This window comes from Bacillota bacterium (assembly GCA_012727955.1).
Classification (GTDB): Bacteria; Bacillota; Limnochordia; order DTU087; family JAAYGB01; genus JAAYGB01.
The window spans coordinates 12,308-28,407 of record JAAYGB010000047.1 but is presented as its reverse complement, the minus strand read 5'-3'; the positions used below and the strand labels follow the sequence as shown (position 1 = coordinate 28,407).

The window sequence follows — 16,100 nt, the reverse complement described above, 5'->3', positions numbered from 1 at the left end:
CTTATACAGATATCATCAACTACCGCGTCAGCCCCATGCTGGATTGACGAGTCTTGTAGGACTCGAAATACTCTAAGAACAGCGCTAGACCAACTCCGACAAAGACGCCTAGGACTCCAGCAATAGCTGTATTAAGCATGGTTCGAGGTTTGATCGGAGTTTCTGGGGGAACCGGATTGCCGACGGCCGTAAGGTAACTAAAATCGAGGGCCTGTGCTCGCTCTGCGTTGGTGTAGTTTGTGTGGGCCAGCAGGTACCCTTCCGAAACACCTTCCATCAGCAATTCTACTTGGCGACGTTCCATGCTCTGAGCCAACTTAGCTTCCGCGACCTCTAGTTCGCCTCTTGCTTGCTCAATGGTCTCCCGCAGCTTGTCTAGTCTTGCTCGCTCGCCCTCCAGCTCAACCCTTGCCTCCACCAACTGTTGATACAAAGCGGTATATAGGGTAATCTGTGTTTCCGATGATTCGATGGGCAACCCAGTTTCCCCGGGCTTCACTCGCTCAACCTCATCGGTCAGAACTCAAACCTGAGCGTCGAGACTGTCAATGGTCGCCAACAATCGTTGCTGTTCCCGTTGATACTCCGCCAGTAATACTGACAAAGTCTCTACTTTCTGAGCGTTAGAATCTACATTACCGGCCTTGGAATACACCTGCCATTGCTCTTGTATACTCGCAAGTTTCCCTTGGCTCGTCTCCAACTCGTGAGAGAGCCTATCTACAACAGCTGCAAGGGATCGCCTTGTGCTTTGATTGTATCGATCCGTTGCCAGATGAAACCATGTTTCTACCAACTTGACTCCGTCCTCCGGCGAACCTGCTTCTGCCTTCAGAACCACCATGTTGGTATTGGATGGGGTCTCAACACTCAAAGCACCCCTGAGACTTTCCCAGGAATCTCCTATGCCAGTTTCTCTATGCACAGCCTGGAGTACACTGGGACTCCGAAGAAAGTGTGCCACCTCAGCTACCGTCGGTACCTTTGGAGTGAATTCCGTTTGTGCCAAAGGCTCGGTGATCCTTACAGGCAAGGTCGTTTCATAAACAGGGGACATCAGCTTACTGCCTACAAACCCTGCTACGACCGCTGCCACTGCCAAAATAACAATGAGTGCTTTTCGCTTCCAAAGGACCAGTAGCAGTTCCATCAAGTCTATTTCTGCGTAACTGTCACTGTAGTTTCCATCGACCAAATCTACTAACCTCCTAACTCCTCTAATTCGGTGCGTTGACTAAAATGGTTACCCCCTACTGGAAAATGTCCTGAACTACCCTTCTCACACGTCCAAGGATATTCCACCTATCGACGGCTTCCCCGTCCGATAGCGTCACCGACTCATTTGCTAGCACAGACCGAGGGTTTCCGATGCTTAGCTGGTAAGCCCTTTCCGAACCTAATTTCCTACCCAGTACTTCTACCGCATCTCCTATTACAGGTTTACGCCGACCAAGCGAATGTCCATCACTGGCGATGAACTGGATCAATCCCCTTCTTACCAGATCCTTGGCTACGGACTGAGCCTTACGCCCTTGCCCGCCCATCAGGCTGCTGGCATTCAACTGTGCTAAGTTACCTCGGTTCAGTAACTCTTGAAGCCGGAAATGATCGGTAGCCAAGGAACGATTCCGCTCAACATGAGCCAGAATCGGTCTCACGCCTTGAAGCATTATTTCGAAAAGGACTTGATCCACATAGTGTGGTACCGAATTGGCCGGCAGCTCCACCAGCAGATATTCGCTATCGGCCAGCGTCAACAAACGGCCCGCCTCCAGCAGATCGGGAGTCTCCGGCGTTAAGTACACCTCCATACCTGGATGTATCGTCACCGGAATCCCTTGACTGTCAAGTCTTTGATTCAACTCATCGGTTAACTCCCTCACCCGATGGGGTTCGGGGACAAACTTACTTTCAGGTACCATGTGTGGGGTCGCAATAATATCGGTTACTCCGTCAGCGGCAGCAATTCTAGCCATCTGCACCGCGATATCCCAATTTTCCGCTCCATCATCTAATGCCGGTAATATGTGACAATGAATATCGATCAAGACAAATGCCTCCACTGTATTGAGTATCCTAGTAAATTCCACGTACTATCTAATCTATTGTATCGGCAGGAAATTGCAGTCCTTGAAGGTTGTCATTCTCCGACCCAAGATAACACAAAACCCCCACAAAGTCACCAAAGGGACTCTGTGACGGTCACGCACTTACCTATGGTAAAGTTTTACTCAAAAGCGGCTGCTTCTGTACTGTAGTAGTAATAGTAGTATGACTGATATTCTGAATCGAATTTAGCCCGAACCAAGGCTACGCCTAATAGGTTGGCGTTAACTCTCGCCAAGCGATCCCTGGCTTCAATCAAGGCCTTCCTATGGGTCATCCCACTGGCTACCACCAAGATTACCCCATCGACTCTCCGGGACAGCACTGCCGCGTCTGTAACCGCTAATACCGGCGGTGCATCAATATAAATATAGTCATACTCCTGCCGAACCTGAGACAACAGCTCTTTCATGCGCTCTGTACCCAATAATTCTGCGGGATTGGGCGGAATTGGACCGGTGGGCAGGAGAAATAAGTTGGCCTCGTCGAGCTGTTGAATCACTTCGGCCGCGGTCTCCCTGCCTACTAGGACACTGGTTAAGCCTTTCCGGTTGGAACACTGGAAAACCCGATGCAATGTTGGGCTACGCAAGTCACCATCGATCAGTAACACCTTTGCCCCCGTCTGGGCTGCTGCAACAGCTAGATTGGAAACCGTTGTCGACTTACCTTCATTGGGGCCTGAACTGGTGAATAGAAAGCACTTCAACTGTCCATCGAGGGAGGCAAATTCAAGATTGGTACGAAGAACCCTGTACGCCTCTGAGACGGGGGACTTGGGATTCTCCCTAACGATAATGGATTCTCTTCGATCTAGTACCACTTCACCATCTCCCGAAACATTGCTGACCTAACTCCCCTATCTATTTCCACTGCGCTTCACTTCATGCTTCAAGTCTGGAATCTGGCCCAATACGGGAACGTCTAGGAGTCGGCGGATGTCCTCTTCGGTCTTGACAGACATATCGAGAAAATCTAACAACAGGGCCAGTCCAACACCTACAAATACGCCCAGAACTCCGGAAATAGCCAAATTCAGCATTTTGCGGGGCTTGATTGGACTGCGAGGCGGAATCGCCGGATCTAGTACCTGCACACTAGAGGGCTCCATCGCCTCGGTAATCTTCATCTCCTCATGACGGGTAGCCAGTAACAAATATAGCTCTTCCGCCACCATCTTCTCTCGAGTTAGGCGAGCCAAGGTCAGCTCTGTCTCCGGCAACTGCCGCAACTGCTCTTCATAGTCAGCGATAATCCCCTGTAAAGACTCACTGCGAGCTTGCAGAGCCGTTGCTTCCACCTCTAGCTCGACAATCTGTTGTATTACCTGTAGATAGATGGGGTTTCGGGCTCGAGTTTGTGCTGTAATTATGTTTTCGACCTCTGACTCCATTTGGGCCTTGGTACTATCGATCTTAGAACGTAGGGCCACTACACTGGGATGCTTCTCTGTATAGGTCTCAAGGGCAGCGGCCAACTCCGTCTCCAATTGCGCCAGTCGAGAACGAAATTGCTGTACCAATGGGTTTACGGAGATTGTAGTGGAGGTTATAATTTCCCGCTGCTCATCGGATAGGCGCTCCCGTAGCTGTTTCAAACGAACTTGGGCTTCCCCAACTCCAACTTCTGCCTCTGCCTTTTGTGCCTGCAACTGTGAAAGCCGGGCTAGGATTGTAGAAACTTCTGCGGGGAGAAGTACGCCCTTCTCTTCCTTAAAGTTCTTGAGTTCCTCCTCAGCCCTATACAGATCTTCAGACACTAGAGCTATTTGTTCACCGATGAACTCTCGAGCACTGCGGGCCTCTAGCTGATTTCTGTCTCTACTGTAATCCTGCAGTGCTTCAACTAGAGCGTTAGACACCGCCACCGCTTGATGGGGATCTGGAGACTGCACACTAACTCGGATGATATCTCCCGACTGCACCGGTTGTACCGTAATGGACTTCCTCAGCCGATCCAGCTCCTCGGACTCCATGGTGTAATCCAAACCCAACCGTTCAGCCGCGGCTAGGGCTAGGGACCGACTCTTGAGAATCTCCACATAGGTATTCCGAGCATCTCGCCCCATTTCCGCTCCACCGGTCAAGAATGCCATAGCACCTATTCCGCCTTCATTCTTGAGCAAAACGGTGGTGCTGGCTTCATAGATCGGAGTGGTTAGATTATTGGTGATTATGGCACTTGCCACTGCCAAGACAACAACCAATAATATTAGCCACTTCCGACCTATAAGGATTCGGAAGAGATCCCTCAGGTCAATTTCCTCAAAGCTCTGTCCATTGTCCATATCGTCGACCCCCTGCCCTTACCAGCCCAGTAGCTCTTTGAAGAGACTAATGCCTCCAACAAAGGAGAAGATCTTACTCCAATTAGGCCGCTGCGTCTCCGGTACGAAGACGATGTCCCCGCCGTAGATCTTCGGGTTTTCCTCAGCGTTACCAACAAAGAGCCTTTTCTCTTTGCCCATGCTGAAGTCGCTTCCCGCTGTTAGATCTCCGTTGCGGAAAAGACCTACCGACTGTAATGCAGCCCTATCCGTAGGACCTCCAGCAGCACCGATGGCTTCCATCAAGCCCATGTTTTCCGTAGTCGGGTACAAACCAGGTCTTGCTACCTCACCGAGAACTAGGACCTGTCTAGAGGCCTCGGGTACGAAAACAACATCTCCTCCACTTACCAACACGTTGCCCTCTGTGGTCGTAGTAGTAAGTACTTTGTAATCAAATACCGATATTTTGTTTTCTCTATCACCCTGCCGGGTTAAGGTGATCTCTTCCAGATTCGCCCCATCTCGAGGACCTCCGGCCGCTGCCAAAGCGTCCAACAGGGTACTGCCTAAAGGAAGATAATATGAACCAGGTCTATTCACTTCACCTAAGACCAACACCTGCTTAGCCTGGGGCACGTATAGAGTATCTCCCGGTTGTATCTGCCACCGATCGGGCTCCCTGTTTTCGAGGATAGCCGAGAGATCCAGGGTTTGCCCAAAGTGATCCTTCCTGCCGGTAAGTACCGCTTCCGACAGGTTTGCCGTATCTCGAGCCCCGCCGGCAAGGGCCAACAGATCCAATACTGACAGTTGCTCCTTCCAGGGGTAGGCACCTGGACGATTCACCGCCCCCAAGACCAAGACATTGCGATTTGCCTCGGGAACATAGATGGTGTCACCGGTCTGCAGTACGGGAATTTCAGTTCTTGGGTCTCCTGCCTGCATCGCCTGAACGTCTAGAGACTTGGCTTCCCTCTGTCCCCTAACACTACGTGTCAGCTTAACGTCGGTGGTGTCGGCGTTCGGCAGAACACCGCCAGCCATAGCCAGTGCATCTAGTACGGTATCGGATTCCCGATAGGTATAGGTGCCCGGGTTTCTAACTTGACCAAGAACCACTACTTCCCGTCGAGCCTCTGAGATCACTACGACATCTCCAGCGCGCAACTGGACATTAGCAACAGAGGTCGGACTTAGCATCACATGTTCCAGGTCAATAGTTCTTGCTGCCTCATTAGTACTAGTTAATTTTACATTCCCTAGATCTGCACGATCCGTAGGGCCACCGGCCTTCGCAATCACATCCAGTAATCGTTCTTGCGGTTGCAGCGGATAGGAACCAGGCCGGACCACTTCACCGAGAACGGTAACCCGATTGACTATTTCCGGAATGACAATAGTGTCTCCACCCTGCACCGGATACCGGTCAGGCTGACCGCTGGTCATACTGTCGGAAATATCAATATAGATAGTCTCCTGGTCTTCTAGCTTTCTGTTGGTAATCGCCACCCTAGTCAGATCCGCTGAATCCGTGGAACCACCGGCTCGAGCAATGATATCAAGGACGGTGTCTCCGGACTCAACTCGATAGGATCCCGGTCTATTCACGCCGCCGAGAATCAGGACTTCAGTCCTAGCCTTGGGTACCATAACTACATCCCGAGGCTGAACTGTCACATTGTCACTGAGAGATAACCCCTCCTTTACCTGACTGAGGGGAATAGTTACTGACTGAATGCTTCCGTCAGGGTTCGTTCTCGTCAAGACAACATTATCTAGATCGGCATCTGGGGTGGTATCTCCCGCCATTGCTATTACATCTAGAACACGAGTGCCTGAATGGAGTAAGTAATAACCCGGTCGATTAACCTCACCCAAGACCAACACTTGGCGCTCGATCTTTGGCACCACAATCAGTCCGCTATCATTAATAGCGATATTGCCAGTGGTATCGGTCTGATTGAGCAATGGGCCCAAGTCAATTTGTCGTGATACCGGAATCCCCTGGTCATTGGTATAGGTAACACTAACTTCTGCAGTATTGGCGTCTTCCGTCAAGCCGCCTGCCTTTGCAAGCAAATCCAGTAGCTTATCCCCTGGCTCAATAGGATAGGCGCCAGGATTGCGAACTTCACCCAACACCGAGACCATACTGCGTCGCCGATGAACTAGGATCACATCACCCGCCTGAAGTACCGCCTCAGCATCCTCATCGGCGTTGCTCCTTTGCTCCAAATTCACCACGACGTGTTCTCCCGTTGCCCGGGTAATCAAGATCTCCTCCGGTTTTGCCGAAGAGGTTAGGCCCCCGGCCCGACCAATCAGGTCAATTACCCGAGTATCCCTCTTAATGGGATAGACCCCTGGGCGAACCACCTCACCTAAAATCACTACTTCTGTCTTAGGGGGAATATATAAGATATCACCTGGATGGATCCGATACCGTGCTGCCTCAGCATCATTGGCCAGCAGTCTGTGTAAATCTAACGTTCTTTCCGGGGCTGAACTGCTGCTGTTGGTAAGGACAGCATTCTCCAGATCACCACTAGAGGTAGCTCCCCCCGCCAATGCCAGTAACTCTACTACGGTAGAATCATCATCAATAACGTAGGAACCCGGAGCCCTAACCTCGCCTAAGACCGAAGCCTTTCTCACTTCCGGAATATGAATAATATCGCCATCGCAAAGCCGTGGCCCATCTACTTCAAGGCCACCTAAAAGCCTCTTTACATCCAGAACCCTGACCTCTCCTTGACTGACACTGGTCAGGGTTACCCGACCGAGATCCGACTGTTCCAAGGTCCCCCCAGCACGACTGATAGCGTCGATAATACCGGAATCGGGGGGTAACTGATAGTATCCCGGTGCCCGCACCGCTCCCAGCACTTGAACTCGGATCGTCCGAAAACTCTCCACTCTGACGGAGACTTTCGGTTCCCGCAAATACTCTCGGAGAACATCAGCCACCCTATCCCTCACAGCTGTAACCGAAAGCCCCTCAACTAGTAGATCTTCACCCAGGGGTAGGGATATTTTCCCATCGGGTCGTACAGGGGCCACTGTAGAAAGTTCCCCATGTCCCCACACGGTAATAGCAATAACATCTCCAGGGCCCAGGGTATACTCCTGAGCCTTGGAACATCCGACTCCAAGACCGAAAGCTATTGCTATTGCAAGTACCCATACTACTTTCCCTGGTGAGAATCTCATGTCCAACGACCTCCATAAAAGGCAACATAGATTTATGCATTTATGGAAACCTTACAAAAAACTGCATATGGTCCCAATTTATGGCACTGTAATTTCTATTAATTAGGGACCGAGGTCCCATTTTCCTGCATTTGTGGGACTTTTATCCCGTTTGCCCGGAATTGTTTATTCTAATTTATAAATCTGAAAACCCTACCTTGCTTTTTGCAGGGGCCCATGATAAAGTGGTTGGGCATTATAGCCAATTGACTGGAGGGACACGCCGGTGCGGGATTATTGGAGGGCATTTCTTCTCTCAAAAAACCAGTGGGGAAGGCGGATAGTCGCAGCGATAGGTATCATCGTCGACTCCCTCGGGCTGATTATTCTTCCCCTACTTCTGAAGCAAGTTTTCGATTCCCTTAGTGCCTTGGCCACTGGGGGCGAGGCTATGACTGCACTGATCACCGGTGTCAAGTGGATTGTCCTACTGGCCATCGTGCGATCGGTAGGAGTCTATGTTGAAATCTACTTCCAGGAGGCAACGGGCAGTTACATCAGCCATGACGTCCGGCAGCTGTTGATCAAGCGGTTGCTCCAGCTCCCCTTCTCCTTTTTTGATCGAACCAAGACGGGAGATCTGATGAGCGTTCTCACCAGGGACGTCGATGCTGTCCGAGATGGAACGGGATTTGTGGTGATGCTCATCGTAGTTAACGGGCTGACAGCTATTGGGATCATCGTCGCGATGTTCCGGCTGCATGCACTCTTTGCCTTGATCGTCTTGGCCACTTTTCCCTTCCTTCTTGTCTTGGCAGTAACCTACAGTAAAATAGTGGGTCCGATGTATCGCCGGGTACAACATGAGTCCGGTGAACTCCATACTGTCTCCCAGGAAAACATATCGGGGATTCGAGTGGTCAAGGCCTTTGTTCGTAACCAAGAGGAAGAAGCTAAGTTTGCAAACACCAGTGGGAATCTATATAGAAGCAATCTCCGCATTGCCTTCCTCAACAGCAAGGTGCATCCAGGGCTCGACTTCCTCGGCGGGGCAGCCAGTTGGATCGCGCTGGGGGCCGGTGGGCTCATGGTGATCCGCGGTGACATTACCCTAGGCACAATGATTGCCTTCCAGAACTTTGCCGAATCTCTCATTTGGCCCATCCGTTCCATCGGATGGTTGTCGGAAATGCTGCAGCGAGCCACCGCCGGAGCCAGACGGGTTTTCCGGGTGCTTGATGAGCCCGATGTGCTGCGAAACAATCACGGAAAGAAGATCGATAAACCCGTTGAAGGCAGAATTACCTTTGAAAACGTTGGATTTTCCTATACCGAAGATGAGGAAGCCATCAAGAACTTCAGTTTAGAAATCAAGCCGGGTCAAACGGTCTGTATTCTCGGAACTACTGGTTCCGGTAAGACCACGGTAGCCAATTTGATTCCCCGGTTCTATGACGCTACTTCCGGCAGCGTCAAGATCGACGGCATCGATGTCAGGGATTGGGACTTAGACGCCTTGCGGCGGCAGATTGGGTTTGTCTTTCAAGACAACTTCCTCTTCTCTTCTACTTTGCGGGACAACCTGACGATGGGTTACGGGGTGGAGCAACAACAGCTGGATTTTGCCACGGAAGTGGCCCAGGCCAAAGGTTTTATCACAAAGCTGCCCCGAGCCTATGAAACCGAAGTGGGCGAAAGAGGAATAGGCCTGTCGGGAGGGGAGCGGCAACGAGTTGCCATTGCTAGAGCCCTTCTGCGGGATCCCAAGATTCTAGTCTTTGATGACTCCTCATCGAGTCTAGATGTGAAGACTGAAGCCGAGCTGAATCGGGCCCTCAAACAGCTCTTTGCCGGCAGGACGGTAGTGATCATCGCCCAAAGGGTTTCCACTGCTATGGAAGCGGATCAGATTGTCGTCTTGGAAGATGGTGAGATGGTGCAGCAAGGCACACATCAAGAACTACTGGCCCAAGAGGGCTTATACCGGCATCTATACCATGTACAAAGGATGCAGACTTCCGGTGCTAGGGCAGTAGGGGAGGTGGCTGGCAGTGAGAGATGATTACTATGTCCAGGATCGCAGATCCGCCTTTCGGAGCCTGACGAAGTTGTATCCCTACCTACGCCCCCATCTATCCACCCTATCCATCGCGATCCTCGCGATGATTGTCGGCGCGGTGATTGGAATCCTGCTGCCGATGTTCGCCCGAATCGCCATCGATCGGTACATCGCAGTAGGTGACGGGGCGGGGCTAATTCGCCTAATTCTGTTGGCCACGGGGCTATTCATTGTAGCGAACCTGACAACGGCCATCAGGGCACGACTGATGGCCAAGGTAGGACAGGACATCATCCGCGCCATCCGCCGAGACTTGTTCAAGAAGCTTCAGGTGTTGCCGGTAAGTTGGTTTGACAAGATCCCGGTGGGTAAGGTGGTTACTCGACTGACCAGTGACGTGGATGCCCTCTCGGAACTGGTGAGCAATGCGGTTGTCAATACTTCGATAGAAACCCTGCGGCTCTTTGGATTCCTAGCTGTAATGATCTGGTTGGATTGGAGACTCACGGCGATTACCCTGGCGCTTTTGCCCCTCTTGGTATATGCCATGTTCTTCTTATCCTATCGGATCCACCGAGCAGAGGATGAGGTCCGGGAGCAGGCCTCGGTGGTCAATGCTAATTCCCAGGAGACTATCTCCGGAGTGAAGGTAATCCAGGCTTTTGGTGCCCAGGAATACTTCGAAGATCGCTTTGCCCGGGACAATGCCAGTCTGCTGAATGCTAGCCTCTACGCTCTGCGTGTTTACGCCTATTTCTGGCCCCTGGTGGACTTAAACTGGTTTCTGAGTGTAGGAGCACTGTTGTTCTTTGGAGGGCGCTGGGTACTTGATGGCTCTACTACCGTAGGGACGCTCATTGCCTTTATCGGCTATTCCGGTCAGTTTTTTGGTCCCTTGCGAGGACTGTCCCAGGCCTACCGCATTATCCAAAGAGGCTTGGCGGGAGCAGTACGAATCCACGATATTCTCTCTACTCCAGCAGAGGTAGATCCCTCGCTGCCACCGATGCCTCAGATTAAGGGCCACGTGCAATTCAAGGACATCACCTTCGGGTACTCCGATGATGAGATGGTCCTAAGGAACATCAACCTAGAAGCTCAACCGGGGCAGACCATCGCCTTGGTCGGACACACCGGTGCCGGTAAGACTTCGATTATCAACTTGCTTTGTCGGTTTTACCAACCCCAGAAGGGACAAATCCTGGTCGATGGTCATGACATCTGGGAGCGGGAGTTAAGCAGCTATCGTCAGCAAGTCGGACTGGTATTGCAGGAGCCCTTTCTCTTCTCGGGAACTTTACGGGACAACCTTCGTTTCGGTGCTCCCGATGCTACCGACGAAGAACTATGGGCAGCACTGGAAACCGTTGGTCTCAAGGAGTCCTTCCAGCAACAGAAGGTTACCCTCGATACCCTGCTGACGGAAAGGGGCAGTAACTTCTCTACGGGACAAAGACAACTGCTTTCCTTTGCCAGAGCCCTCTTGGCGGATCCCAAGATCCTGATCTTGGACGAAGCCACTGCCCACGTCGATACCGTCACAGAGCAACGGGTACAGGAGGCGTTGCAGAAACTATTGGCGGGGAGAACTTCCTTTGTCATCGCCCACCGCCTGTCTACCATCCGCAATGCCGATGAAATCGTGGTGATTGGACAAGGCCGGATTCTAGAACAGGGCAACCATGAAAGTCTAATGGCCCGGAAGGGTGAATACTGGGAGCTGGTCTCTGCTCAGGATTCCATCGCCGGCTAAAAATACTGAAGGGGGAACTTCAATGTTCCCCCTTTGCTTCTACTATATTGACCCTGTTTATCTTTCCCTTGGGCTGTCTAGGCCTTGACTTACGAGTCAGGGGTCTTCCGGTCCCGAGTACAGCCACTCCAATTGCCACTATGACAGCCAGGACCGTTACGAGCAAACAACGATGGCTCCACAGCAGCTCCTTGACTACCTCGCCGCCTCCCCGGGAGACACGACCCAGCCAGAGCATTGCCAAGGACCAGGGATAAATCCCCATCAAAGTGTAGATCCCGTACTTCACGGGATGCACCCTGCTCATCCCACCAATATAGGATACATAATTCCCCAATCCAAAGGGACGCAGCAGAGCAATGCTCCAATCGCCATATTTACAGAACCACTTCTGTGCTTTGTCCAGTGGTTTGGCGTAGCGTTTGCGAATCTGTTGCTCCATCTTCCTACCGATGCCGTAGGCAATATAGGAAGCACCGGTATACGCTAGACTCATCAAAAGGGCTATAATCGGTAGTTGAGCCAGGTCCGGTTGCAGGGCATATCCAAAGGCCAATACCACTGCCATTCCCGGAAAGGGCAGTGACGAACCCTCTAAGGCCATTGCCAGCAGCAGTCCACCTAATCCCATGCCAGCGATAAAGCTAATTACAGTCTCTACAGTCGTTGTCCTCACCTTCCTCCAAACCCAACCGAATCCCACAGATGCATAGCGACAGGTAATGCTATTTTATACCGCGGGCACCTTTGTTGTCAAAATCACATTCTAGCGAAACCGGCGAACAATCCCAGTCGGAACAACTTTTTGAAAAGAGTACCCCTATCCTAGACCAAGCCGGTACACTTCTTCATAGTATGAAATGTACTCCCTGACCAACTCATTTGGAGGTGCAAACATGGCTGCTAACGCTGAATTCTTCGGCGGAAAAGATGGTTCCTTCGCGTTTATCGTCTTTCTAGTCCTGATCCTGCTACTCTTCGGTGGCTTGGGATTCGGCTACTAGGGAAATCGATTCTCTCTGAGTCGCAGCTGCGAAGAGGCGAGTCCAGCATCCATGGGCTCGCTTCTTTGCTATTTGTTCCGCTTGCTCTTATTCAAGATCAACTTGCGCAAACGCAAACTCTTCGGGGTAATCTCCACCAACTCGTCTTCAGCAATGAAGGCCAAGGCTTCCTCAAGGGTCAGGATCCGAGGCTCGTCGAGCTTGACCGCGATTTCCTTGGTGGAGGAGCGGATGTTGGTCACATGCCTTTGCCGGGCAACATTCACATCCAGATCCCCTTCTCGGGAATGCTCTCCGATGATCATTCCCTCGTAAACTTCCGTTCCCGGACGAATAAACAGGGTACCTCGTTCCTGGATGTTGCTGATGGCATAGGTAGTAGCCACTCCAGCCTCCCAGGCCACCAGGGCACCGGTGGTGCGCTGGACGATTTCCCCCCGATAGGGGCCATATCCGTGGAAACTGTAGTACATCACTCCGTTACCCTTGGTGTCCGTCAAGAACTGAGAATTGAAGCCAATCAAGCCCCGAGTGGGAACGATAAACTCCAACTTCACCCGATCATCGGCCATGTGCTGCATGTTAACGAGCTCACCCTTGCGGGTCCCGAGTTTCTCGATGACTGTTCCCATGAACTCACTGGGAACATCAATTACCAGCTGCTCCAGGGGCTCGTACAGTCCATCTTCTGTTTCTTTGGTGACTGCCATAGGCTTGGAGACCGCCAGTTCATAGCCTTCCCGGCGCATGTTCTCCAACAGAATCGACAGATGCAGCTCTCCCCGTCCCGAGACCTCAAAGACATCGGGGCTATCCGTTGCCCTTACGCGCAGAGCCACGTTGTTCTTGGTTTCTCGTTCCAGTCGGTCTTTCAGATGACGAGATGTCAGGAATTCGCCCTCTCGGCCGGCAAAGGGACTATCGTTGACCCGAAAGAGCATCGTCAAGGTCGGGGAGTCTACCTCCACCGGAGGCAAGGGTACTGGGTCATCCGCGTCGGCGATGGTATCGCCGATAGCGATTTTGTCGATCCCAGAAACGGCAACAATATCTCCCGCCACTGCCACATCGGCTTCCACCCGCTGCAGGTTGGCAAAGGAATAAACCTGACCTACACGAGCTGTCTCTAGCTTATCGGTACCTCCACGCACGACGCTGACCGTCTGGCCCCGGGTCAATTTCCCCTCCTGAATGCGACCGATGGCAATCTGGCCAATGTAGGGATCGTAATCTAAGTTACTCACCAAGAGCTGCAAGGGGTTATCAGCGTCTCCCTTGGGCGCCGGTACCTCTTGCACAATTGTATCGAGGAGAGGTCGGACGGAACCCTGTCCGCTGGCCAAACCGGATAGAACTTCATCGAGGTCTGGAGAGACAATCCCGGCACGGGCCACAGCATAGAGCACCGGAAATTCTAGGAGGTCTCCATCGGCTCCCAGATCGATGAACAGGTCCAGAACCTCATCGACTACCTCGTAGGGACGAGCGTCACTGCGGTCAACCTTGTTGACCACCACCAGGGGCTTCACCCTCTTGGCTAGGGCCTTCTGCAGCACAAACCGAGTCTGGGGCATCGGACCTTCAAAGGCATCTACTACCAACAATGCTCCATCAACCATCCCCAGGATCCGCTCTACCTCACCGCCGAAATCCGCGTGACCGGGAGTATCGACGATGTTAATCTTGTAATCACCATAAAGAACAGCGGTGTTCTTAGAAAAAATGGTGATACCCCGCTCCCGCTCAATGTCGTCGGAGTCCAGGACTCGCTCTTGCACCTGCTCATGGTGACGAAAGACCCCAGTCTGACGTAGAATCCCATCAACCAGGGTAGTCTTACCGTGGTCTACGTGGGCTATAATAGCAATATTACGCAATTGCATTGCATATTCGTCCTCTCAATCGAGATCAACCCCTCCTAGTGTACCAAATAAACCTGTCCCGTGCATCAGAGCACGGATTTACTGGTTTTTCCACTAGATCAAAAAACCGGAAGCAGGCAGCTTCCGGCATACTCAGAAAATATGGCGGAGGGGGTGGGATTCGAACCCACGGAGGGCGTAAACCCTCAACGGTTTTCAAGACCGCCTCATTCAACCGCTCTGACACCCCTCCAAGCACTTAATTATTATATCATTCGCCGCCGCTGACTGTCAATGAAACGGCGGGATGGGGATGCCGGCAAGCTATACCCTTGCCGACATCCCCACTATCCTGCTATCTCTTAATAATCTCCATTCCACCCATGTAGGGGCGTAAGACTTCAGGTACCTCGATGCTGCCATCGGGTAGCTGGTAGTTTTCCATCACCGCGGCTAGGGTTCGGCCAACGGCTAGACCCGAGCCATTGAGGGTATGGACAAACTCCGGTTTTGCCCCCGGCTCTGGACGGAACCGAATATTGGCCCGACGGGCCTGGTAGTCCTCGAAGTTGCTGCAGCTTGAGATCTCAACATATCGACCATAACTGGGCATCCAGACCTCTATGTCATAGGTCATGGCACTACTAAAGCCCAGGTCACCGGTACACAGCTTCACTACTCGATAGGGCAGACCCAATAGCTCCAGGACTTCCCGGGCATCGGCCGTTAGCTTCTCCAGTTCATCATAGGAGGTTTCCGGCCGCACAAATTTGACCAGTTCTACCTTATTGAACTGGTGCATCCGGATTAGGCCCCGGGTATCCCGACCGTGGGATCCTGCCTCCGACCGGAAGCAAGCCGACAATGCGGTAAAGTAGATGGGAAGCTGTTCCCCATCGAGAATCTCGCCTCGATAGATGTTTGTGACCGGTACCTCTGAGGTGGGAATCAGCCAATAATCGGTGCCCTCGAGCCGGAAGGAATCTTCGGCAAACTTCGGCAGCTGACCGGTCCCGGTCATGCTGGCACTGTTGACGATGTAGGGCGGCTGCACCTCCTGATAACCATGCTTATCGACGTGTAGGTTGAGCATAAAGTTGGCCAAGGCCCGTTCCAGCCGAGCGATGCCCTGTTTCAAGAAAGCAAAGCGAGCACCCGTTACTTTCCCGGCCCGTTCAAAATCGATCCCATCGAGATCTACTCCCAAATCCCAGTGGGCCTTAGGTTCAAAGGAGAACTGGCGAGGCTCTCCCCAGCGGGTAATTTCCAGGTTATCGCTATCATCGCTACCTTCGGGAACCGAGGGGTGGGGAATGTTGGGAATCAACAACAGGGTATCAGAGATTTCCTGTTCAACTTCCTTCAACTCTTGATCTAGGGTCTTAATCCGGTCCGATACCTCGCGCATCTCTGCAATGATGTCATCGGCATCTTCCCTGGCCTTTTTTCTCTTCGCCACTTCCTGAGAGACGGTGTTGCGTCGCGCCTTTAGTTCCTCAGTCTCCCTAAGCAGTGCTCTGCGGCGCTCATCGGCTTGCAGGAGCCCATCGACGGAGACGTCGGTTCCCCTCTTAGCCATGGCCTCTTTGACCTCAGCAACGTTCTCGCGAATCCATCTTAGGTCTAGCATGTCTTCCACCTCTTCCTGTAGGTACTTTGTCTCATCCTCAAATTCGGAAATAAAAAAACTCCCCGGTCCCTATGGGACGGAGAGTTATCCGCGGTGCCACCCAAATTACGCTACCTCTAACTCCTAGCTCTTCTGATCCTACGAGTAGACGGTAACGTCCCTTTGTCGCGATAACGGGCTGACCCGGACCACCTCATCGGTGTCTCCCTTCGGGGTGGATCGATGAAG

General features: G+C 52.1%; 11 protein-coding genes and 1 tRNA gene. 2 read left to right on the top strand and 10 right to left on the bottom strand.

Annotation, left to right across the window (positions count from 1 at the left end; translation table 11 throughout):
• Positions 1-19 precede the first annotated feature (19 nt).
• The 6 genes from GX030_08320 to GX030_08295 form a co-directional block, all read right to left on the bottom strand.
• Complete coding sequence (locus GX030_08320; GenBank protein NLV92381.1) at positions 20-499, bottom strand: hypothetical protein; 480 nt, start codon at positions 497-499, stop codon at positions 20-22.
• 24 nt (positions 500-523) lie between these two features.
• A complete protein-coding gene (locus GX030_08315; GenBank protein ID NLV92380.1) occupies positions 524-1,195 on the bottom strand; it encodes a hypothetical protein in 672 nt (223 codons plus the stop codon).
• A gap of 55 nt (positions 1,196-1,250) precedes the next feature.
• Positions 1,251-2,048 carry a hypothetical protein gene (locus GX030_08310; GenBank protein ID NLV92379.1) on the bottom strand — a complete coding sequence of 266 codons (798 nt, stop codon included), beginning with the start codon at positions 2,046-2,048 and terminating at the stop codon, positions 1,251-1,253.
• 179 nt (positions 2,049-2,227) lie between these two features.
• Complete coding sequence (locus GX030_08305; GenBank protein ID NLV92378.1) at positions 2,228-2,929, bottom strand: CpsD/CapB family tyrosine-protein kinase; 702 nt, start codon at positions 2,927-2,929, stop codon at positions 2,228-2,230.
• A 36-nt stretch (positions 2,930-2,965) separates the two neighbouring features.
• Positions 2,966-4,393 (bottom strand): hypothetical protein, encoded by a 1,428-nt coding sequence (locus GX030_08300; protein ID NLV92377.1) that lies wholly within the window; start codon positions 4,391-4,393, stop codon positions 2,966-2,968.
• Between the two features lie 18 nt (positions 4,394-4,411).
• Positions 4,412-7,585 (bottom strand): hypothetical protein, encoded by a 3,174-nt coding sequence (locus tag GX030_08295; GenBank protein ID NLV92376.1) that lies wholly within the window; start codon positions 7,583-7,585, stop codon positions 4,412-4,414.
• A 265-nt stretch (positions 7,586-7,850) separates the two neighbouring features.
• On the opposite strand from GX030_08295, the gene GX030_08290 reads away from it, so the two are divergent.
• A complete protein-coding gene (locus GX030_08290) occupies positions 7,851-9,626 on the top strand; it encodes an ABC transporter ATP-binding protein (GenBank protein ID NLV92375.1) in 1,776 nt (591 codons plus the stop codon).
• Entirely contained in the window at positions 9,616-11,376 is a 1,761-nt protein-coding gene (locus GX030_08285; protein ID NLV92374.1) for an ABC transporter ATP-binding protein, read from the top strand. Before GX030_08290 ends, GX030_08285 begins: the two co-directional genes overlap by 11 nt.
• Positions 11,377-11,395: 19 nt before the next feature.
• Here GX030_08285 and GX030_08280 read toward each other — a convergent pair whose 3' ends face one another.
• From GX030_08280 to serS, 4 genes are all read right to left on the bottom strand, one after another.
• Positions 11,396-12,052 (bottom strand): hypothetical protein, encoded by a 657-nt coding sequence (locus GX030_08280; GenBank protein ID NLV92373.1) that lies wholly within the window; start codon positions 12,050-12,052, stop codon positions 11,396-11,398.
• Positions 12,053-12,448: 396 nt separating this feature from the next.
• The gene (gene typA / locus GX030_08275; protein ID NLV92372.1) at positions 12,449-14,263 is read right to left on the bottom strand and encodes a translational GTPase TypA; all 1,815 of its coding nucleotides are present in this window, start codon (positions 14,261-14,263) and stop codon (positions 12,449-12,451) included.
• A gap of 142 nt (positions 14,264-14,405) precedes the next feature.
• Positions 14,406-14,495 (bottom strand) — tRNA-Ser (locus GX030_08270).
• 102 nt (positions 14,496-14,597) lie between these two features.
• Entirely contained in the window at positions 14,598-15,872 is a 1,275-nt protein-coding gene (serS, locus tag GX030_08265; protein ID NLV92371.1) for a serine--tRNA ligase, read from the bottom strand.
• Positions 15,873-16,100 lie beyond the last annotated feature (228 nt).

Bases quoted from the DNA above. Each gene is read 5' to 3' on its own strand.
- typA (NLV92372.1), bottom strand. From the start codon at position 14,263: ATGCAATTGCGTAATATTGCTATTATAGCCCACGTAGACCACGGTAAG.
- GX030_08295 (NLV92376.1), bottom strand. From the start codon at position 7,585: ATGAGATTCTCACCAGGGAAAGTAGTATGGGTACTTGCAATAGCAATA.
- GX030_08300 (NLV92377.1), bottom strand. From the start codon at position 4,393: ATGGACAATGGACAGAGCTTTGAGGAAATTGACCTGAGGGATCTCTTC.
- serS (NLV92371.1), bottom strand. From the start codon at position 15,872: ATGCTAGACCTAAGATGGATTCGCGAGAACGTTGCTGAGGTCAAAGAG.